Genomic DNA, 19,141 nt, shown 5'->3' on the forward strand with positions numbered 1-19,141 from the left:
CTTGCCCGCCGCCCATTCGTTGCGTAAGCGCTGAACCGATGTTCGGCCTGTCCAATCCGCAGCGCTTCATGGCCTTCACCGGCCCGTTGACGCCCGTTCTGTGGGGCCTCGCCGCCGTGCTGCTCGGCGTCGGTGCCTGGCTCAGCTTCTCCGTCCCGGCCGATTATCAGCAGGGCGACACGGTGCGGATCATGTTCGTCCATGTCCCCGCCGCCACCCTGGGCCTGGGCGCCTATGCGGCCCTGGGCGTGTCCAGCTTCTTCGCGCTCGTCTTCCGCCACGCTCTGGCCGACGCCGCCGCCCGCGCCGCCGCCCTGCCCGGCGTCGCCTTCACGGCCCTGGCCCTGTTCACCGGCTCGCTGTGGGGCCAGCCGATGTGGGGGACCTGGTGGGTGTGGGACGCGCGCCTGACCAGCGTGCTGGTGCTGTTCCTCTTCTACCTCGGCTATATGGCGCTGAGGGCCTCGATCGACGACGAGCAGAAGGCCGGCCGCGCCGCCGCCGTCCTGGGCCTGGTCGGCCTGATCAACCTGCCGATCGTCAAGTTCTCGGTCGATTGGTGGAACACCCTGCATCAGCCGGCTAGCTTCCTGACCCCCGGATCGTCGGGCCTGGATCCCGTCTATTTGCCGCCCTTCCTGACCATGCTGGCGGCCTACGGCGTGCTGTTCCTAGCCCTGTGGCTGACCGCCATCCGCACCGAGATCCGCCGCCGCCGCGTCATGACCCTGCGCGCCCGCATGGTCCAGGAGGCCTAGGTGCTCGACCTCGACATGACCCCATACGCCGCCTTCGTCTGGCCCGCCTGGGGCGTCAGCGCCCTGGTCCTGACCGCTCTGACCGTCCGCGCCCTCATCGCCTCTCGGAAATGGAAGCGCGAACTGGCCAAACTTGAGGCAGACCAAGGCACACCCCCGGAAGCAGCGGACACCAACCGCCCTCAAGTAGCGCGAAGCGCGATAGGGCAACAAAAATGAACCGCTGGCTGGCCCTTATTCCGCTGGTCGTCCTCGCGGCGCTGGCGGCCCTGTTCGTCGGCTGGTCGCTGAAGCGCGATCCGGCCTTCAAGCCTGACGCCCTGGTCGGCCAGACAATCCCCGAGACCGTCCTGCCCCTGCTGTCGGGCGATCAGGCGGGGCCGGGCAATCTGGACCTCAAGACCGCCGGCGTCGGACGACCCATGCTGGTCAATGTCTTCGCCTCCTGGTGCGCGCCGTGCCGAATCGAACACCCCAAGCTTCTGGCGCTGAAGGCGCGCGGCATCGCCGTCGTCGGCGTCGCCTACAAGGACGAGCCGGTCGCCACCCGCGCCTTCCTGGACGAGCTGGGCGACCCCTATTCGATGGTGCTGGTGGATCGCGAAGGCCGTGCAGGTCTGGACCTGGGCATCTCCGGCGTGCCCGAGACCTTCGCCGTCGACGCCATGGGCCGCATCACCGCCAAACAGTCCGGCCCCCTGCTGGACGACGCCGACATCGAGCGGCTGGTCGCCTCCATGCAGGCTCCGCCGCGCCCGGCGCCGCGTCCTCAGTAATCCTGCTGAACGCGCGTTAACCCTTTTTCGAGGGTTTCCATTAACCATACTGGCATGAGCGCGATTCGCACCGGCCTGCCGCTGAACCTGCCCGCCCCGGGCCTCGACCTGCCCAGTGCGCGCAACGCCCAGGCGGCCTTCTTCCGTGCGGCGATGGACCAGACCGCCGCGCCAAAACCGCCGGTTCCGGCCGCCGCCGTCATGTCCACGATCCGCACCGCCAACCCTGCCCGCCCGGTCGAGGCGCCGGCGGCCCCGCCTCAGCGCGAGGAGCCGCGCATCATGCGCCCCGGCTCCTACATCGACATTCGGGTCTGATCAGTTCCAGCCGCGGCTGGCGATATACTGCTGCAGCATGTCGATCCGCGTCGCATCCGACGGGTGGGTCGAGGCGAACTGCGGCGTCTGGGTCTGGCGCTGCGCCGCCATCAGCCGCCACAGGGCGACGGCCTCCGACGGCTTGAACCCCGCCCCCGCCATATAGTCGACGCCCAGCCGGTCGGCCTCCAGCTCATCACGCCGCGAATAGGGCAGCAGCAGGCCATACTGGGCCGCCAGACCGCCATAAGCGTTCACGGCATCCCCATACCGCCCGGCCGCCCCGCCCACGGCCGCCAGACCGACGCTGGTCACCGTCTGGTTCGAGGCCCGCTCGGCCGCGTGGTTGGCGACGACGTGGCCGATCTCGTGACCGATGACGCTGGCCAGTTGGTCGTCATTCTGGACCAGGGCCAACAGGCTGGTGGTCACGCCGATCTGGCCCGACGGCAGGACGAAGGCGTTGGGGCTGGCCTCAGTGAAGACCGCATAGTCCCAGGTCCGGTTCCCCAGGCCCGCCGTCTGCACCAGCCGGTCGCCGACGCGCCGGATCCGGTCCACCTGGGCGCCCGTCGTCATCACGCCGGGCTTGGCGATGGCCTCGCGCCAAGCCTGCGTCGATTGCTGCGACAAGGCGGCGTTGTCCACCAGCAGGAACTGGTTGCGACCCAGCGCCTCGTTATAGGCGCAGGCCGACAGGGCCAAGGCCGCGACGGTGGCGGTCAGGACGAGTGCGGAACGGCGGGGCAGGATCACGGGCGGCCTCTTCGACAGTTTGTGTCAGCCAAGCAAATCCCGACCGCCGGGTCTAGGTTCCGACCTCACCCGATCGGCGTCGCGCCCAGCAGGGTGCGACACGCCTCGGCCTCGGCCTTCAGCGCCGCCCGCTTGGTTTCGCCGAACCCGTCCAGCGTCTTGTACGACATGGCCAGCCGCACATTGTCGCGCAGCCGGCCGCGATTGCGCTCCAGAAAGCCCCAGTACAGCCGGTTGAACGGACAGGCCGCATCGCCGCTCTTGCTCTTCACGTCATAGCGACAGGCCCCGCAGTAATCGCTCATCCGGTCGATGTAGGCCCCCGACGCCGCATAGGGTTTGGACCCCACGATCCCCCCGTCCGCGAACAGGGCCATGCCGCGCGTATTGGGCATCTCCACCCATTCATAGGCGTCGGCGTAAACGCACATATACCAGTCGTCGACCGCGTCGGGATGCACCCCCAGCAACAGGGCCAGATTGCCCGTCACCATCAGCCGCTGGATGTGATGGGCATAGGCGTTGTCGCGCGTCGTCTTCACCACATCGGCGACGCAGGCCATGTCGGTCTCACCGGACCAGTAGAACCAGGGCAATTCCCGATCGGCGTCCAGGAAGTTGCGCGCCCGATATTCCGGCGCCTTCAGCCAATAGATTCCCCGCACGAACTCGCGCCACCCCAGGATCTGGCGAATGAACCCCTCGACCGCGTTCAGCGGCGCGCGCCCCGCCCGATAGACCGCCTCGGCCCGGCGACAGACATCCAGAGGGTCCAGCAGGCCCAGGTTGATTGAGGTCGAGATCAGCCCGTGCCACATCCACGGCTGGTTCTGCGCCATCGCGTCCTGCCAGTCCCCGAACGACGGCAGGACCTCGATCAGGAAGTGCGCCAGCGTCGTTTCCGCCTCGTCCGCCGTCGTCGCCCAGCCGAACCCGTCCAGCGACCCGAAATGGTCGCCAAACAGCCGCTCCACATCCGCCATCGCCTCGCGCGCCACGGCGTTGGGCGGGAGGCGCAGCCGACCCGGCGGCGTCACGCCCTTCGCCAACTTCTTGCGGTTCTCGGCGTCATAGTTCCAGCGCCCGCCCTCCGGCTGGGCGCCGTCCATTAGAATGCCGGTCTCGCGCCGCATCTCGCGATAGAAGAACTCCATCCGCAGCTGCGACTTGCCCGAGGCCCAGCGTCGGAAGCGGTCGTGCGAGCTGATGAAGCGGCGATCCTCACGGATTTCGACCGGCAGGCCCGCACCCTCGGCGAAGGCCGCCAGATGCTCGGCCAGCCGCCACTCGCCGCATTCCGTCAGCACCACCGCCTCATAGGCGTCTTCGTCCAGCGCGCGGGCCAGTTCGCCGGTGATCGACCCGCTATTGTCGGGATCATCGATCCGCACATAGCGCACCCGCACGCCCCGCGCCTTCAGCCGCGCGGCATGGTTTCGCATGGCGGCGAAGACCAGGGCGAGCTTCTGCTTGTGATGCCGGACATAGGTCGCCTCGTCCCGGACCTCGGCCATCAGGACCGTGTCGGCTGCAGGGTCCAGCTCCTTCAGCGCCGACAGATTGTCGGAGAGCTGATCGCCCAGCACCAGCCTAAGCACCGACATGCGTCATCCCCACTTGCGGACCAGAGACTGAAGACGGGGACGCACGCGAAGAAAGAGCCGATACGCGCCTTCCAGCGCCGCAAGAACCACCGGGACACGCGCCGCCAGCCCGATAGGCCGCAGCAGGGGAATGGCCCGCCACATCGCCGCGAAGGCCGCCGCGCCGGACAGCAGCCGCCCATTCTCGCTGGCGTGGAACCGGGCGAGCAGGGCGTCGCGGTCGATGGGACAGGTCGCGTCTCCCTTGTCCACATCGATGAACCGGATCGCGCCCCGGCGATCCAGCCGACGCATCAGCGCGATCTCGCGACGACACAGGGGGCAGCCGCCATCATACCAGACAAGCAGTTGGGTCATCGACGTCGAGGGCCTTCGTGGACGGAGTGCGCGATCGCCATGATATACGGGCGTCCTCTATAGTCCGGATCGCACGCAGCCCCGACAGGTGTCCGATGGATGACGAAATGACCGACCGACGTCGATTGGCGCCGATCGCCCGTGTCCTGGGTTTCGCGGGCCTGCTGCCCCAGGCGGCCGCGGTCGCGGTTTTGATATTCGGCGGACCGGACGTGCGGTTCGCCGGTCTCGGCCTCGCCTATGCCTACGCCGCCCTGATCTTCAGCTTCCTGGGCGGAGTCTGGTGGGGCCTGGCCGCCATGGCGCGCGGCTTGGTTCCGCGCTGGGTCTGGATCGCGGCCGTGTTACCAACCCTGCTGACCTTGACGACCGCCTGGCGATTGGCGACCGGCTCGGCCTGGCCTGGCCCGTCCCTGATCCTCCTCGGGGTCTTCATCGCCGCCAGCCTGCTGGTCGATCTGCGGCTCAAGGCTGCGGGGCTGACGCCTGAAGGCTGGCTGGCCTTGCGCATCCCGCTGTCGCTGGGGCTGGGCGTTCTGACGATTGCAGCCGGTCTGATCTGACGGACGCCGACATGAACCGGGCAAAAAATCGGGGCCTGCCGAGAACGACAGGCCCCTGATTTTATCAGTCTCGACTTGGAGCGGGCGAAGAGATTCGAACTCTCGACCCCAACCTTGGCAAGGTTGTGCTCTACCACTGAGCTACGCCCGCACTCCGTAGGAGCTAGGTGCGCTCCCCGTCGAGGAGGGGGCGTATAGCGGAGGGTTGAGCGGTCCTGCAAGCTCTTTTTTGCGGCTATCGCGCTTCGCGCTGCTTGAGCCGAATTCGTGTGCCGACGGCCGCTGCCAGAACGCCTTTAGGCCCGCCGCCTGAGCGCTTTCGCGCTCAAGCAGCGAGCGACCGCGTCGCGAGCGTAGCGCCCCCGCGCGTCAGCGCGGGGCCAAACGTATAGCCCCGTCCAGGCGGATGCATTCGCCGTTGATATAGACGTTGCGGGCCAGCTCCAGTACCAGGGACGCATAGTCGGCCGGCGTGCCCAGGCGGCTGGGGAAGGGGATGGCGGCGGCCAGGGCGTCCTGGATTTTCTGGTCCATGCCGGCCATCATCGGCGTCCACATGATGCCTGGCAGGATGGTATTGCAGCGCACGCCTTCCTGGGCCAGGTCCCGCGCGACCGGCAGGGTCATGGCGTAGACGCCGCCCTTTGACGCCGAATAGGCCGCCTGGCCGATCTGGCCGTCCTGAGCCGCCACCGACGCCGTATTGACGATCAGACCGCGCTCGCCGTCCGCCATCGGCTCCAGCGTGATCATTCCGGCCGCCGATTGCGACAGCACACGGAATGTGCCGAACAGATTGACCCGCACCGTGCGTTCGAACTGGGCCATGTCGTGGGCGCGGATCTCGCCGGTGTCCTTCTTGCGCGAAACGGTCTTCTGGCCCGTGGCGATGCCGGCGCAGTTGACGGTCAGACGCTCCTGACCATGGGCGGCGCGGGCCTTTTCGAAGGCGGCCGCGACCGAGGCGTCGTCGGTCACGTCCACCTGGCAGAAGACGCCGCCGATTTCCCTGGCGATCTCCTCGCCGCGTTCGGCGTTCAAATCGAACAGGGCGACCCGTGCGCCCGTCGCGGCGATGGCGCGAGCGGTGCCTTCACCCAGGCCCGATGCGCCGCCGGTGACCACGGCGGCGATGGTGTTGTCGAGTTTCATCCTGGTCGTTCCTATGTATTGTTTGAACCTGAGTTTCGTTTGAGGATTTAGCGGCCATGACCGCCAAAGCCAAACCCGCCGATCCATCCGACGCCCTGGACCCGAAAAAGGCCCTCGTCCCTTCCGTCGTGAAGGTCAACGAGGCGCGTGTGACCAAGGGGTTCTGGCCCAAGATCACCCGCACGGCCGCCCGCATTCCGTTCGCGGATCAGGCCCTGGCCGCCTGGTATGCGGCGCGCGACCCTGCAACGCCGATGGCGGCCAAGGGGATGATCTTCGCCGGCCTGGCCTATTTCGTCCTGCCCATCGACGCCATCCCCGACATCTTCGCCGGCATCGGCTACACCGACGACGCCGCCGTGATCACCGCCGTCCTCGCCATGGTCGGCGCCAGCATCAAACGCCGCCACCGCGACAAGGCCGAGGATGCGGTCCAGCGGTTGAAGGCGAAGTAGGCGGTCTCATTATTGTCCGTCATCCTCGCCCTTGTGGCGAGGATCTATACTCCCGGTGCGTCCGCAGTATGCGCCGTCGTGGGACACCGGGAGTCTGGATCCCAGGAACAAGCCCTGGGATGACGGGTGAAAAGTAGAGCCGTCGCCCTCAGCTCTCGACCGTCACCACGATCTTGCCCAGAGCCTGACGGTCGCCCAGGGCCTTGATCGCCTCTCCGGCCTTTTCCAGCGGGAAGGTCTTTGACACGCGCGGCTTGATCTTGCCGTCTGCGTACATCTGCATCAGCTCGGCCATGTTGGCGGCGTGACCCTTGGGATCGCGCGCAACGGCCGCGCCCCAGAAGACCCCGATCACCGACACCGACTTCAGCAGGGTCAGGTTCAGTGGCAGGGACGGGATCCCGGCCGGGAAGCCGACCACCAGATAGCGCCCGTTCCAGTCCATGGCCCGCAGCGCCGGATCGGCATAATCGCCGCCCACCGCGTCATAGACCACGTCGGCGCCGTCGCGACCGGTCGCCAGCTTGAACTCGCCCGACAGTTCCTTCTGCGCCGCCCGATCCATCGGACCGGACGGATAGATCAGGCCGTTGTCGGCCCCCAGATCGAGGGCGAACTGAACCTTGTCGTTGGTCGAGGCGGCGGCGACCACACGCGCGCCCATGGCCTTGCCCAGTTCGACGGCGGCGGCGCCCACGCCCCCGGCCGCGCCCAGCACCAACAGGGTCTCGCCCGGCTGAAGTTTCGCCCGATCCTTCAGCGCATAATAGCTGGTGCCATAGGTCATGATCAGGGCCGCCGCCTCCTCGAAGCTCATGGCTTCGGGGATGGGGATGACCGTCTCGGCCCGCACCGCCAGCCGTTCGACCAGCCCGCCCCAGCCCGGCACGGCGATAACCCGGTCGCCCTTGCGCACGCCCTTGACGCCCTCGCCCACCGCCTCGACCACGCCCGCCACCTCGGCGCCGGGCGAAAAGGGCCGTTCGGGCCGGAACTGGTATTTGTCCTCGATGATCAGCGTGTCGGGATAGTTGATCCCCACAGCCTTGACCTCGATGATCACCTCGCCCGCCTTGGGCGTGGGATCGAGCACGTCCTCCACGACCAATGTTTCAGGACCGCCGGGAGCCTTGGACAAAACAGCGCGCATCTTTCCTCCTTGGCCGACATGGCGCGGCCTTCATCCCGACGCTAAAGAGCGCCACGCCCGATTGAAAGAGGCGACGAAAACCAGGCTCAGGAAGACCCTATGACCGCCCTCATCCTCCACGGCGGCGCCGGCGCCCGGCGCGAACGCAACTACGACGCCGAGGTCGTGCATATGCGCGAGGTGGTCGAGGCCATGAAGGCGCGGCTGGACGCGGGCGACAGCGCCCTGGACGTCGCCACCGCCGCCATAGTCATGCTGGAAGATTCCGGTCTCTACATCGCCGGCAAGGGCGCCTCGCCGAACCTGGCCGGCGCCTATGAGCTGGACGCCAGCATCATGGACGGCTCAACCAAGCGCGCCGGCGCCGTCGCCGCCCTGCAAGGGTTCCGCAACCCCGTCGTCGCCGCCCGCGCCGTGATGGACCGCACGCCCCACGTCATGCTGGTAGGCGAGGGCGCGGCCCTGTTCGCCCACGACCAGGAGCTGGAGCCCATCGCCGACGAGGCCGCCTGGTTCACCGGCGCCGGCCAGGGCGAGGACAACCATCCGCCCGGAACCCTCAGTCACGGCACCGTCGGCGTCTGCGTTCTGGATGCTCAGGGCCGCCTCGCAGCCGCCACCTCGACCGCCGGCGTGTTCGGCAAGATGCCGGGCCGCGTCGGCGACACCCCCATCCCCGCCGCCGGCACCTGGGCCGACGCCAGGGCCGCGACCTCCTGCACGGGCCAGGGGGAGTATTTCATCCGCGTCGCCGCCGCCGCCCAGGTCGCCTGGCGCGTCGCCGCCGGCCAGACCCTCAGCCAGGCGACCCAGGCCGTCATCGACGAGATCGGATCCATGGGCGGCGACGGCGGAATGATCGCTCTGGACGCCGCCGGAAACATCGCCGCCCCCTTCAACAGCCAGGGCATGAAACACGCCTGGCTGACCCCCGCCGGCGAGATCGGCGTCGAGATCTTCCGCGACTAAGTGGGGGCGGCTGAGTTGGACGAGGCGACCCCTCAGCTCCGTTCAGACAGTGGTTCATCACAGCGGTCACGACGAGGTCACGACGACACGACGAAGCCGTACCGGTTCGGAACGTCTCGATGGCCTGCGGCGGCGAAGCCGAAGATCAATCCGCCGCCCGAACATGGAACTCAGAACCGAACCGCGTTCGGTCCCGTCGTGTTCTCCGTGACGTCGTTGTGCCCGTTGTGATGAACATCTTTCAGGCTCGCATCGACCAAGGCGACGATTGCTCTAGGTCCGGGCGGCCATCACGTCGGAGATCGTGGTCAGCAGCACCTTCAGGTCGATGGGCTTGCTGACCACCGCATCCATGCCCGCCGCCAGATAGGTCTCGACCTGCTCCACCATCGCATTGGCGGTCAAGGCGATGATCGGGGTCCGCGCCAGGCCTATGTCAGCCTCGCGCTGGCGGATGGTCTGCGTCGCGGTCGGCCCGTCCATGTTCGGCATCTGCACGTCCATCAGGATCAGGTCCCAGGCCCGCGCCTGCGTGGCCTTCACCGCCTGAAGGCCGTCCTCGACGATCTCGACCTCGATCCCGACCTGGCCCAGCAGGCCCCGGATCACGTGCTGATTGACCGGATGGTCCTCGGCGACCAGCACCCGCAGCGCCGCCTCCGGCCCGGCGTCGGGCGCATCCTCGTCCGCCTTCACAGGCTGCGTCCGCTTCAGCGGCAGGGTGACGACGAAGGTCGCCCCTTCGCCGGCCTCGCTCTCCACGTCGATCCGACCGCCCAGCAGCTCCACCAGCGTCGCCACGATCGACAGCCCCAGCCCCGCCCCGTCACGCCGGTCGACGGCCGCCGCCTCGATCTGGGCGAAGCGCGTGAACAGCTGCCCGATCTGGTCGGCCGGTATGCCCCGCCCGGTGTCCGAAACCCGCAACACCACCCCGGCGTCCGTCCGCGCCACGTCCAGCGCCACCTCGCCCTGGGCCGTGAACTTGATGGCGTTGGAAAGCAGGTTGAAGAGGATCTGGCGCAGCCGCACCGGATCGGCGCTGACCCAGCCTAGGCCCGCCGAGCGCACGTGCAAGGCCAGTCCCTTGCTGTCCGCCAGCGGCCTCAGCGTCTCGGTCACCTCGTGGATCAGGGCGTCGGCGTCGATGGCCTGGGGCACGATCTCCAGCCGCCCCTCCTCGATCCGCGACAGGTCCAGGATCTGGTTGATCAGGTCCAGCAGGGTGTGGGCCGACCGGTCCAGAATCTCCAGCCGCGTCTTCTGCCGGTCCTCCAGCACATCGCCCGCCATGATCTGCGCCATGCCGATGACGCCGTTCAGGGGGGTGCGGATCTCATGGCTCATATTGGCCAGGAAACGGGACTTGGCGGCGTTGGCCTCATCCGCCTCAGCCCGCGCGCCCTGGGCGGCGTCCCGGTCCCCCACGGCCGCCGCGTGCGCCGCCTGGACTTCGATCAACAGGGCCTTGTTGCGCTGGTCGGCGGCGAACAGATCGCGCCACAGGGCGTGGGTCGCCTGCGAGATGATCACCAGGATCGCCGCCAGCATGACGAAGGCCGCCCCGACCGCCAGCCCGTGCGGCCCGGCCAGCGACGGATAGATCACCACCAGCACGGTGGCGCAGATCGGCGCCGCCGCCAGCGCCAGCAACTTCGGCGCCGCGCTGAACTGGACGAAGGCCACCCCGATCGACCAGACCTGGATCAGCACCACCACCAGCATCACGTCGGGGCGGGGGTTCATCAGCCAGGCGATCAGCGGCCCCGACACCCCCAGACCGAACCGAACCGCCACGATGCTCATCAGCACGAACGGCCAGCCGGACGCCGGCGCCGCCTCGTTCTGATAGCGCCTGACCCGCCGCTGCGCCCAGGCGTCGAACGCCATGCCGACGGCTGCGAACCCCAGCCCCAGCCAAGGCTGGCCCAGGGCCGCCAGGATCAGCCCGGCCGCCGCCCAACTGCCGTACAGAACGACAGGCGAGGTAACCATATTTTCGAGGACGAAGGTCCAGACCGCGATCTTTTCGTCTGAGACAGAAGTCGCTTTCGCTCGTCTCGGCACGCAACCTCGGCATGGGGTGGTCGCTGGGATGCGACCTTTCGGCAATAGATCGCCGTCGGGAACTTGTCCATGAACGACCTGACCGAGGATCCGGTTCATTACATCTCGGTAAGGTGCAAGTGGGCAAATCACTGATACGGTCTGCGCGCCCGGCGTCCCGGGCTTCGGAGCCCCTCATGAAATTCCGCCTGACCGCAACTCTCAAAGTCGGGGCAGCCGCCTCGGCCCTGATGCTGGGCCTCGCCGCCCCCGCCTTTGCAGAGGGCGCCGCCCCTGCCGCCGTCGTTCAGGCGCCCCAGGGCGTGACCGTCCCCCCGCTGGGCTTCGCCAGACGCGTCCTGCCGAACGGACTTGAGGTCTATACGGCGCGCGACGCCGACACCTCCAACGTCACGGTCCAGGTCTGGTACAAGGTCGGCTCCAAGGACGATCCGGCGGGCCGTTCGGGCTTCGCCCACCTGTTCGAACACCTGATGTTCAAGTCCACCAAGAACCTGCCGCCCGAGACCTTCGACCGGCTGACCGAGGACGTGGGCGGTTCCAACAACGCCTTCACCGCCGACGACACCACCGCCTATTTCGAGACCGTGCCCGCCAACCATCTGGAGCGGATGCTGTTCGCCGAGGCCGACCGCATGGGCTCGCTGGTCCTGGACGAGCCGACCTTCGTCGCCGAACGCGACGTGGTGAAGGAAGAATATCGCCAGCGCATCCTGGCCAACCCCTACGGTCGCCTGTTCGGCCTGTTCGTGCCCGAGACCATCTACAAGGAAAGCCCTTATCGCCGTCCCGGCATCGGCTCGATCGAGGAGCTTGATTCCTCGTCGCTGGACGACGTGCGCCGCTTCCACGCCACCTATTACCGGCCCGACGCCGCCTATCTGATCGTGGCGGGCAATTTCGACCAGGCCCAGCTGGATCGCTGGATCGACCAGTATTTCGGCCCGCTGAAGAACCCGACCACGCCGGTTCCGACCAACAATGTCGTCGAGCCCGAGCCGACGGCGCCTCAGAACGTCACCTACTATGCGCCGAACGTGCCCCTGCCGGCCGCCGTTCTGGCCTGGCCGACCGTCAAATACGCCGACGCCGACCGCCCCGCCCTGACGGTGCTGGACGGCATTCTGTCCTCCGGCGAATCGAGCCGCCTGTATCGCTCGCTGGTCTATGACAAGCAGATCGCCGCCCAGATCGGCTCGACCCCCGACTTCTCGCAACAGGCCGGCAACCTGTCCGCCCTCGCCATCATGGCCCAGGGCCATACGGCCGAGGAGGGCGTCGCCGCCCTGAACGCGGAAATCGCCAGGCTGCGCGACGCCCCCGTCACCGCCGACGAACTGTCCGAGGCCAAGAACGAACTGGTCGCCAGCGCCCTGCGCGGCCGCGAGACGATGGACGACCGCGCCACCGCCCTCGGTTTCGCCCTGATCAACACCGGCTCGGCCGCCGCCGCCGACGAAGAAGTCGCCCAGATACAGGCCGTCACCGTCGCCGATATCCAGCGCGTGGCCAGCAAATATCTGACGCCTCAGCGCCAATCGACGATCACCTTCCTGGCCGCCGATGACGCCAACCCCGCCTCGATCCAGAAGATGAACGTCGGCGCGCCCGTCACCGTCGCCGACCTGGCGCCGGCCGGCCCGCCCGCCGTCCTGTTGCCCGAGGCCGAGCGCACCCCCCTGCCCCAGCCGGGCGCCGAGGTCGCGCCCACGACCCCGACCGTCGCCGACTTCCGCCTGGATAACGGCCTGCGCGTCCTGGTCGCCCCGACCGACGGCGTGCCGCTGGTCTCGGCCCGTCTCAGCTTCGACGCCGGTTCGTCAAACGATCCGGCGGGCAAGGCCGGCATCGCCGCCATGACCGCCGCCCTGCTGACGCAAGGCACGAAAACGAAAACCGCCCCCGAAATCGCCACCCAGATCGAACAGCTGGGCGCCTCGATCGGCGCCGCCGCCGGCGTGGACTTCTCCAACGTCTCCGCCAACGCCCCGTCCAACGCCTTCCCGACGACGCTCGCCCTGATGGCTGACCTGGTGAAGAACCCCACCTTCGCCGCCGAGGAGCTTGAGCGTCAGCAGGCCCAGACCCTGGATGGCCTGCGCGTCGCCCTCAGCCAGCCGAACGCCATCGCCGGCATGACCGTGGGCCGCGTCGTCTATGGCGACGCCCCCTATGGCGCGACGATCACGCAACAGACTGTGCCGGCCATCACCCCGGCCGACGTCGCCGCCTTCCACGCCGCCCGCTATCGCCCGTCGGGTGCGACCCTGGTCTTCTCGGGCGACATCACCCCCGACGCCGCCCGCGCCCTGGCGCAGCAGGCGTTCGGCGACTGGCGCCCCGCCGGCGCCGCGCCTGCCGCCACGGCCAATCCCGCTGGCCAGGCCCTGGCGCCCCGCATCGTCGTGGTGAACCAGCCCGGCGCAGGCCAGGCCGCCGTGGTCGCCGCCGTTCGCGGCGTGTCACGCACCGACGCCGATTATTTCCCGCTGACGGTCGGCAACTCCTTGCTGGGCGGCGGTTTCTCGTCGCGCCTGAACCAGGAAATCCGCATCAAGCGCGGCCTGTCCTACGGCGCCTCGTCGTCGCTGGGCGTGCGGGCGGATGCGGGCCTCTTCACCGCCGCGACCCAGACCAAGAACGAGACCGCCGACGAGGTCGCCGACCTGATCCTGGCCGAGATCGCCAAACTGGGCGCCGAGACCCCGAGCCAGGCCGACCTGGCCCCGCGCCGCGCCACCCTGATCGGCGGCTTCGGCCGCTCGCTGGAGACGGTGGACGGCCTGGGGACGCTGGTCGCCAACCTGGCCCTCTATGATCTGCCGATGAGCGACCTCGCCGACTACGCCGGCCGGGTCCGCGCCGTGACGCCCGAACAGGTCCAGGCCGCCTTCGCCGAACACCTGCCGGTCAATCGCGCCAGCCTGGTCATCGTCGGCGACGGCTCGCTGTTCCTCGACGCCTTGCGCGCCAAACACCCGAACCTCGAAGTCATCGAGGCCGGCGCCCTGAACCTGAACAACGGTTCGCTGAAGTAAGGGGACACAGACGCTCTCCCTCCCCGTCCGGGGAGGGGGGTCGCGCAGCGACCGGGTGGGGGCGGCCCGGCAAGGCCGCACTTCCCTACAAGTCTGGGAACGGTCGCCCTGCCGCCCCCACCCGACCTCGCTTCGCTCGGCCACCCTCCCCCGCTGGGGGAGGGAGAGGCGCCGCCTGATATTCGCCAGCCATCGTACTTCAGCCGGCGTCGCCCAGTCTTTTCAACCGCTTGAAGACCCGCAGCGTCTTTCACCCATACGCGGCCCCGACCGGGGTTATGATCCATCCCCCGGTCTTTGACATCGCGATCGCGCCGACTTGGACTCGTTGGACGACTTGGACTGTTTTTTCGCAGTCCAACTTCGAGTTTCAACTCGCCTTCAATTTGCACAGTGCAATTCGAGTTCAAATTTTTCTTTCAACGATTACAGTTGATTGACAGAGCATTGCACTTCGTTGCACTGTTTTTCGCCGAGTGCAATTTCGCCGCCTAGACCGACAGGCACACCACCTGGGCCACGCGCAGATCGCGCCTCAGCCGGTTCGACACCCGGCCATAATCTTCGGTCGTCACCGCCTGGCCCCGCGCATCCTCGCCCGCCGTCTGTTCGCCCCGGATCGCCGGTCCAAACGTCTCGGGCGCCGTCGTATAGATCCGCCCCCGGCGCGGCGCCTCGGCGATGGTGACGCCCACGACCCGGCCCTGACCGTCCAGCGCCGGCGCGCCCGACAGGCCCGACAGCGTCCCCTCCAGCCCATTGGTGCGCCCGACCTCGGCCCAGGCCAGGACAGGCTCATCGCGCGCCCCGCGTCCGAACACCTTCAGCGTCTCGCGGCCCAGCAGGCGCGAGGTCACCTCGCCCGGCCGTCCCTGCGGAAATCCGGGGTGAAAGGCCCTCTGCCCCTTCCTCAACGGCGCCTCGGCCGCGACCGGCAGCGCCGCCGGCCCCCCGTCGGTGATCAGCAGGGCGATGTCCGCGCGCGGCGCCAGGCGCACATCAGCCGCCACCGCCCGACCCTGCCCCACCACCAGGGCTGGCCTGCGACAACCCTCGACCACATGGCGCGCAGTGATCCAGCGCCCCCGCCCGGCGATGGAGAAGGCGGTGCCCGACGATGGCTTGAACGGCGCCTCGCCCGCATCGACGGTCACGGCGGCGTCGAACGGCGTGATCGGTCCCAAGAGCGGCCCTTCGACCTCGGAGGCGGGCGCCGAGGCGGGCGGCGCATCCGCATTCTCGCGCCGACCCAGCGACACCGCCAGAAACACGGCCGCCACCGCTCCGTAGATGGCCCAGTCCGGCAGGCGGGGAAACTGCATGAACCCGGCCGATCAGCCGGTCAGAGCGGCGGACAGGATCACGGCCGTCGCCAGCTTGGCGCCCAGCAGCACCACCGCCGCCGCGATCTCGCCGTCCTTGATTCTTTGCGGCAAGCCGGTCAGCAACAGGTCCACGACCCGGAACGCCAGCAACTGCAGCACCACCGTCGCCACGCCCCAGATGGCGATGTCGCGCACCGAGGTCGAGACCGACAGGGACACCGCCAACGGCACGGCCAGACCCACCAGGATGCCCGCGAATGCAATGGCGGCGGCTGTATTGCCCTGACGGATCAGGGCCACCTCCTTCCACGGCGTCAGCACGGCATAGACCGTCGCCCCCGCCGCCAGCAGCAGAAGGGTGACGATCAGGTGCATGACCATGACCGGGAAGCCCGAGGCGAAAGCCTGCACCTCGGCGCTGGACAGAACGTTCGAAAGGGACGGATCCATATCCAGACGCCTTGCCCGATTGTCGCCCCAATCCGCAAGCGCGGCAGGGCAACACCTTGTGACGAAAGATTACAGGTCGCCGTCGCCCTGGTTGTTCTTTCGGGCTTTCGCCAGGGCGGCGCTCTCGCGCTTCAGCGGTTTGGCGACGGGACAAACCTCTTGGACATAGCTGTTCAGGGTGTTGGTCAGTTGATCGGGCGCCAGGCTGTAGTGGACGTACTGGCCCTTCTTCTCGCTGGTCACCAGGCCTGCAACCTCCAGCACAGACAGGTGCTGCGACACCGCCGGCTTGGAGATTTCAAACTTGGCCGCGATCTCGCCCGCTGTCAGGTCGGCATGGGCCAGATAGGCCAGGATCTTGCGACGGATTGGACTGGAGAGGGCTTCGAACACGCGCTGCATGATTTGTATTTAAGCGATTTGCTAACGGCTTGCCAGAGGCATGTTTCAGTGTTTAAGTTATTGCCTAATTACCTATCTGGAGCATCGCCATGACCGACCATGACCCCTGCGCCGTGAACCATCTGATCGAGACGCCGGGCTGTAGTCCGGTGAAAGGCCGCGTGGTCTGGGATCCGGTCCCGTCGTTGTGGAACGGCGCTATGCTGGCTGTGACCCTTGCCTTCGGCGCGGCGACCTTCAGCCTGGGCGCCCTGGCGGTATTCGTGATCACAACGGGCGCGACCCTGTTGCTGGGTCACTCGGTCGGATTTCACCGCCGGATGATCCACGGCAGTTTCGACTGCCCCTTGTGGCTGGAACATCTGCTCTCGTGGTTCGGGACCGTGGTCGGGATGAGCGGCCCGTTCCGCATGATCCGCGCCCACGACATCCGCGACTGGGCCCAGCGCCAGTCGGACTGCCACGACTATCTGGCGCACCGCCAGCCCATGCTGATCGACGCGATCTGGCAGATGCATGGCCGGCTGGAGCTGGAACGCCCGCCCGCCTTCGATCTGGGCCGGATCGGCCGCGACCCCGTGCATGGGTTCCTGGAACGGACCTGGATGCTGCAACAGGTCCCAATCGCGGCTGGACTATGGCTGTTGGGCGGCTGGAGTTTCGTCGTCTGGGGCGTCTGCGCCCGCGTCTCGATCAGCGTGATCGGCCATTGGTTCGTCGGCCATCTGGCCCACCGGCGCGGACCCCAGACCTGGCAGGTGCGCGACGCCGGCGTCCAGGCCCACGACGTGCCCTGGGCCGCCATCCCCACCATGGGCGAGGCCTGGCACAACAACCACCACGCCTACCCCGGCTCAGCCCGCATCGGCCTCTATCCCGGCCAAAGCGACTGGGGATTCCGGTTCATCCAGTTGCTGGAGCGGCTGGGTCTGGCGTGGAACGTGCGGACGCCGGAGGGGATGACCGGACGGCGCAAGGCCCTGACGGAGGTTGGCGCATGATCCGCCCGTGGCCCTATGTCGCCGTCGGCATACTGATTGCCGCAGTGGTCGCTGGGGGCTTGGTCGGCATCGAGTTTGCGGCGTTTATCTTGATCGCCAGTCTTGAAGGATCAAGCGCGGCCGGAGCGGTGCCTTTCGGTCTTCTCGCGGCCACGATCGCCAGCATAGGCTTCTTGATGGGCCTAGTATTTCCTGGCGTTCCAGTGCTGCTGTTTCTTTACAGCAGGGGCAAGACATCGTGGCGCACAGCCTTAGCCGCCGGAGCCCTCTCGGCGTCCATGGCCGGGATCAGCCTGTCCGCCTCAGCCGGCGGGTATGCATGGATAAGCGCACTTTGGCTTGCCTTGCCGGGCGCGGCCGCCGCCCTGATCGTTCGGGCGTTCGCCTATCGCCCGGTCAGGCCGCTTCCGCCCCCGCCGCCGCCTGCTCCGCCTTCCTGAGCGTGCTGGCGCGGACCTTTTCGCTCTCGGACTTCAGCTGGCCGCAGGCGGCCAGGATGTCGCGGCCGCGGGGGGTGCGGATGGGCGAGGCGTAGCCGGCCTTGTTCAGGATGGCGGCGAAACGCTCGATCGTCTTCCAGTCCGAGCATTCGTATTCGACGCCCGGCCAGGGGTTGAACGGGATCAGGTTGATCTTGGCCGGGATGCCCTTGATCAGCTTCAGCAGGGCCCGCGCCTCTTCCGGGCTGTCGTTGACGCCCTTCAGCATGACGTATTCGAACGTCACCCGCCGCGCGTTCGACAGGCCCGGATAGGCCCGGATGCCCGCCATCAGCTGTTCGAGATTGTATTTCTTGTTCAGCGGCACCAGCACGTCGCGGAGCGCATCGTTGGTGGCGTGCAGGCTGATGGCCAGCATGGCCGCCGTGCGCGTACCCAGGGCGTCCAGCTGCGGCACGACGCCAGAGGTCGAGACCGTGATCCGGCGGCGCGACAGGGCGATGCCCTCATTGTCCGAGATGATGTCGATGGCGTCGGCGACGTTGTCCAGATTGTAGAGCGGTTCGCCCATGCCCATGAAGACGATGTTCGACAGGCGGCGGTCTTCCTTGGGCGACGGCCATTCGTCCAGATCGTCGCGCGCCACCTGGACCTGGGCCACGATCTCGGCGGCGGTCAGGTTGCGGACCAGCTTCTGCGTGCCGGTGTGGCAGAAGGTGCAGTTCAGGGTGCAGCCGACCTGGCTGGACACGCACAGGGCGCCGGCGCGACCGACGTCAGGGATATAGACGGTCTCGATCTCGATGCCCGGCGCGGTGCGGATCAGCCATTTGCGGGTGCCGTCCTTGGATACCTGGCGTTCGACGATCTCGGGGCGGGCCAGGGTGAAATGCTCGGCCAGCTTGGCCTGCATGTCCTTGGCGACATTGCTCATGGCCGAAAACTCGGTCACGCCATAATGGTGGATCCAGCCCCAGACTTGGCTGGCGCGCATCTTCGCCTTCTCGGGCGGACAGACGTTCGCGTCGATCAGGGCCTGGCGCAGACCTCCGCGCGTCAGACCGCTGAGGTTGACGGGAGCCTTCATGGCGGGCGCGTTAGAGACGCGCGAAAGGTCGAGCGTGATGCTCAAGGCGGCGATCCTGCGTGAGGTTGAGCCGGCCTATATAGCACGGATCCCGGCGATTGCATGGCCGGGGCGGATTCGACGGCTTTAGAGGCCCACGTCCCAGACGCCGGCGTCGCGCATCCGGGTCTCGCGCGCCTCTTCGGCCCGGCCGCCCATGTCCTTGGCCATGCCGCGGATGGCGGTGGAGACAGTGGCCTTGTGCACGCCCGGCACGACGGCATGGGCGAAAGCTGCGCCCGCCAGACGCAGCAGCTTGAAGCCGAACCCGGCCGAGGCGACCATGTGCTGGACGTAGGTCTCGTCGACCTCGCGCGGATGGTCGCGGAACAGGCGGTCGAACGGCGTCGAACCCGAACGGCTGCGGTCGATCGTCGTCTGGCTCATGGCGGCGGCCTTCCCTGTTTCGTCGCCCCTATGGTCACGCCGTACGG

20 protein-coding genes and 1 tRNA gene are annotated in these 19,141 nt (G+C 67.8%); 9 read left to right on the top strand and 12 right to left on the bottom strand.

What is annotated here, in order from left to right:
* The first annotated feature begins 38 nt into the window (after positions 1-38).
* The 4 genes from ACQY72_RS09180 to ACQY72_RS09195 are packed head-to-tail and all read left to right on the top strand — an operon-like array spanning position 39 to position 1,852.
* Positions 39-758: a heme ABC transporter permease gene (locus ACQY72_RS09180; protein WP_428153144.1), complete on the top strand. Its 720-nt coding sequence runs from the start codon at positions 39-41 to the stop codon at positions 756-758.
* Positions 759-977 (top strand): heme exporter protein CcmD, encoded by a 219-nt coding sequence (gene ccmD / locus ACQY72_RS09185; RefSeq protein ID WP_428153145.1) that lies wholly within the window; start codon positions 759-761, stop codon positions 975-977.
* On the top strand, positions 974-1,534 hold the full coding sequence (locus ACQY72_RS09190; protein ID WP_428153146.1) for a DsbE family thiol:disulfide interchange protein: 561 nt from the start codon (positions 974-976) through the stop codon (positions 1,532-1,534). The genes ccmD and ACQY72_RS09190 overlap by 4 nt, the downstream gene beginning before the upstream one ends.
* Positions 1,535-1,588: 54 nt before the next feature.
* Positions 1,589-1,852 carry a hypothetical protein gene (locus ACQY72_RS09195; protein WP_428153147.1) on the top strand — a complete coding sequence of 88 codons (264 nt, stop codon included), beginning with the start codon at positions 1,589-1,591 and terminating at the stop codon, positions 1,850-1,852.
* Here the strand turns inward: ACQY72_RS09195 and ACQY72_RS09200 are convergent, their stop codons facing one another.
* From ACQY72_RS09200 to ACQY72_RS09210, 3 genes are all read right to left on the bottom strand, one after another.
* On the bottom strand, positions 1,853-2,608 hold the full coding sequence (locus tag ACQY72_RS09200; RefSeq protein ID WP_428153148.1) for a M48 family metallopeptidase: 756 nt from the start codon (positions 2,606-2,608) through the stop codon (positions 1,853-1,855). It abuts the gene before it with no gap.
* Between the two features lie 65 nt (positions 2,609-2,673).
* On the bottom strand, positions 2,674-4,212 hold the full coding sequence (locus ACQY72_RS09205; protein WP_428153149.1) for a cryptochrome/photolyase family protein: 1,539 nt from the start codon (positions 4,210-4,212) through the stop codon (positions 2,674-2,676).
* A 3-nt stretch (positions 4,213-4,215) separates the two neighbouring features.
* Positions 4,216-4,569 (bottom strand): thiol-disulfide oxidoreductase DCC family protein, encoded by a 354-nt coding sequence (locus tag ACQY72_RS09210; RefSeq protein WP_428153150.1) that lies wholly within the window; start codon positions 4,567-4,569, stop codon positions 4,216-4,218.
* 107 nt (positions 4,570-4,676) lie between these two features.
* On the opposite strand from ACQY72_RS09210, the gene ACQY72_RS09215 reads away from it, so the two are divergent.
* Positions 4,677-5,132 (top strand): DUF3429 domain-containing protein, encoded by a 456-nt coding sequence (locus ACQY72_RS09215; RefSeq protein ID WP_428153151.1) that lies wholly within the window; start codon positions 4,677-4,679, stop codon positions 5,130-5,132.
* Positions 5,133-5,208: 76 nt separating this feature from the next.
* Here the strand turns inward: ACQY72_RS09215 and ACQY72_RS09220 are convergent.
* Together ACQY72_RS09220 and ACQY72_RS09225 are read right to left on the bottom strand one after the other, a co-directional pair.
* A tRNA-Gly gene (locus ACQY72_RS09220) sits at positions 5,209-5,283 on the bottom strand.
* 218 nt (positions 5,284-5,501) lie between these two features.
* Positions 5,502-6,284: an SDR family NAD(P)-dependent oxidoreductase gene (locus tag ACQY72_RS09225; RefSeq protein WP_428153152.1), complete on the bottom strand. Its 783-nt coding sequence runs from the start codon at positions 6,282-6,284 to the stop codon at positions 5,502-5,504.
* Positions 6,285-6,340: 56 nt separating this feature from the next.
* Here ACQY72_RS09225 and ACQY72_RS09230 point away from each other — a divergent pair, with 56 nt between their 5' ends.
* Positions 6,341-6,739 carry a YkvA family protein gene (locus tag ACQY72_RS09230; RefSeq protein WP_428153153.1) on the top strand — a complete coding sequence of 133 codons (399 nt, stop codon included), beginning with the start codon at positions 6,341-6,343 and terminating at the stop codon, positions 6,737-6,739.
* A 148-nt stretch (positions 6,740-6,887) separates the two neighbouring features.
* Here ACQY72_RS09230 and ACQY72_RS09235 read toward each other — a convergent pair whose 3' ends face one another.
* Entirely contained in the window at positions 6,888-7,889 is a 1,002-nt protein-coding gene (locus ACQY72_RS09235) for an NADPH:quinone oxidoreductase family protein (protein WP_428153154.1), read from the bottom strand.
* 99 nt (positions 7,890-7,988) lie between these two features.
* Here ACQY72_RS09235 and ACQY72_RS09240 point away from each other — a divergent pair, with 99 nt between their 5' ends.
* Positions 7,989-8,858: an isoaspartyl peptidase/L-asparaginase family protein gene (locus tag ACQY72_RS09240; RefSeq protein ID WP_428153155.1), complete on the top strand. Its 870-nt coding sequence runs from the start codon at positions 7,989-7,991 to the stop codon at positions 8,856-8,858.
* A 273-nt stretch (positions 8,859-9,131) separates the two neighbouring features.
* Here the strand turns inward: ACQY72_RS09240 and ACQY72_RS09245 are convergent, their stop codons facing one another.
* The gene (locus tag ACQY72_RS09245; protein ID WP_428153156.1) at positions 9,132-10,853 is read right to left on the bottom strand and encodes an ATP-binding protein; all 1,722 of its coding nucleotides are present in this window, start codon (positions 10,851-10,853) and stop codon (positions 9,132-9,134) included.
* Positions 10,854-11,101: 248 nt separating this feature from the next.
* On the opposite strand from ACQY72_RS09245, the gene ACQY72_RS09250 reads away from it, so the two are divergent.
* Positions 11,102-13,963 (top strand): M16 family metallopeptidase, encoded by a 2,862-nt coding sequence (locus ACQY72_RS09250; protein WP_428153157.1) that lies wholly within the window; start codon positions 11,102-11,104, stop codon positions 13,961-13,963.
* A gap of 491 nt (positions 13,964-14,454) precedes the next feature.
* Here ACQY72_RS09250 and ACQY72_RS09255 read toward each other — a convergent pair whose 3' ends face one another.
* The 3 genes from ACQY72_RS09255 to ACQY72_RS09265 form a co-directional block, all read right to left on the bottom strand.
* Positions 14,455-15,285 carry a S1 family peptidase gene (locus ACQY72_RS09255; RefSeq protein WP_428153158.1) on the bottom strand — a complete coding sequence of 277 codons (831 nt, stop codon included), beginning with the start codon at positions 15,283-15,285 and terminating at the stop codon, positions 14,455-14,457.
* Positions 15,286-15,297: 12 nt separating this feature from the next.
* The gene (locus ACQY72_RS09260) at positions 15,298-15,738 is read right to left on the bottom strand and encodes a DUF350 domain-containing protein (RefSeq protein WP_428153159.1); all 441 of its coding nucleotides are present in this window, start codon (positions 15,736-15,738) and stop codon (positions 15,298-15,300) included.
* Between the two features lie 69 nt (positions 15,739-15,807).
* Complete coding sequence (locus tag ACQY72_RS09265; protein ID WP_428153160.1) at positions 15,808-16,140, bottom strand: metalloregulator ArsR/SmtB family transcription factor; 333 nt, start codon at positions 16,138-16,140, stop codon at positions 15,808-15,810.
* 89 nt (positions 16,141-16,229) lie between these two features.
* Here ACQY72_RS09265 and ACQY72_RS09270 point away from each other — a divergent pair, with 89 nt between their 5' ends.
* Entirely contained in the window at positions 16,230-17,141 is a 912-nt protein-coding gene (locus tag ACQY72_RS09270) for an acyl-CoA desaturase (protein ID WP_428153162.1), read from the top strand.
* Between the two features lie 396 nt (positions 17,142-17,537).
* On the opposite strand, the gene rlmN is transcribed toward ACQY72_RS09270, so the two are convergent.
* Positions 17,538-18,713, bottom strand: a complete 1,176-nt coding sequence (rlmN, locus tag ACQY72_RS09275) for a 23S rRNA (adenine(2503)-C(2))-methyltransferase RlmN (protein WP_428153164.1) — start codon at positions 18,711-18,713, stop codon at positions 17,538-17,540.
* Between the two features lie 81 nt (positions 18,714-18,794).
* Positions 18,795-19,094 carry a DUF6356 family protein gene (locus ACQY72_RS09280; RefSeq protein WP_428153166.1) on the bottom strand — a complete coding sequence of 100 codons (300 nt, stop codon included), beginning with the start codon at positions 19,092-19,094 and terminating at the stop codon, positions 18,795-18,797.
* Between the last annotated feature and the right edge of the window lie 47 nt (positions 19,095-19,141).

This window comes from Brevundimonas sp. (assembly GCF_965279155.1).
Classification (GTDB): Bacteria; Pseudomonadota; Alphaproteobacteria; order Caulobacterales; family Caulobacteraceae; genus Brevundimonas.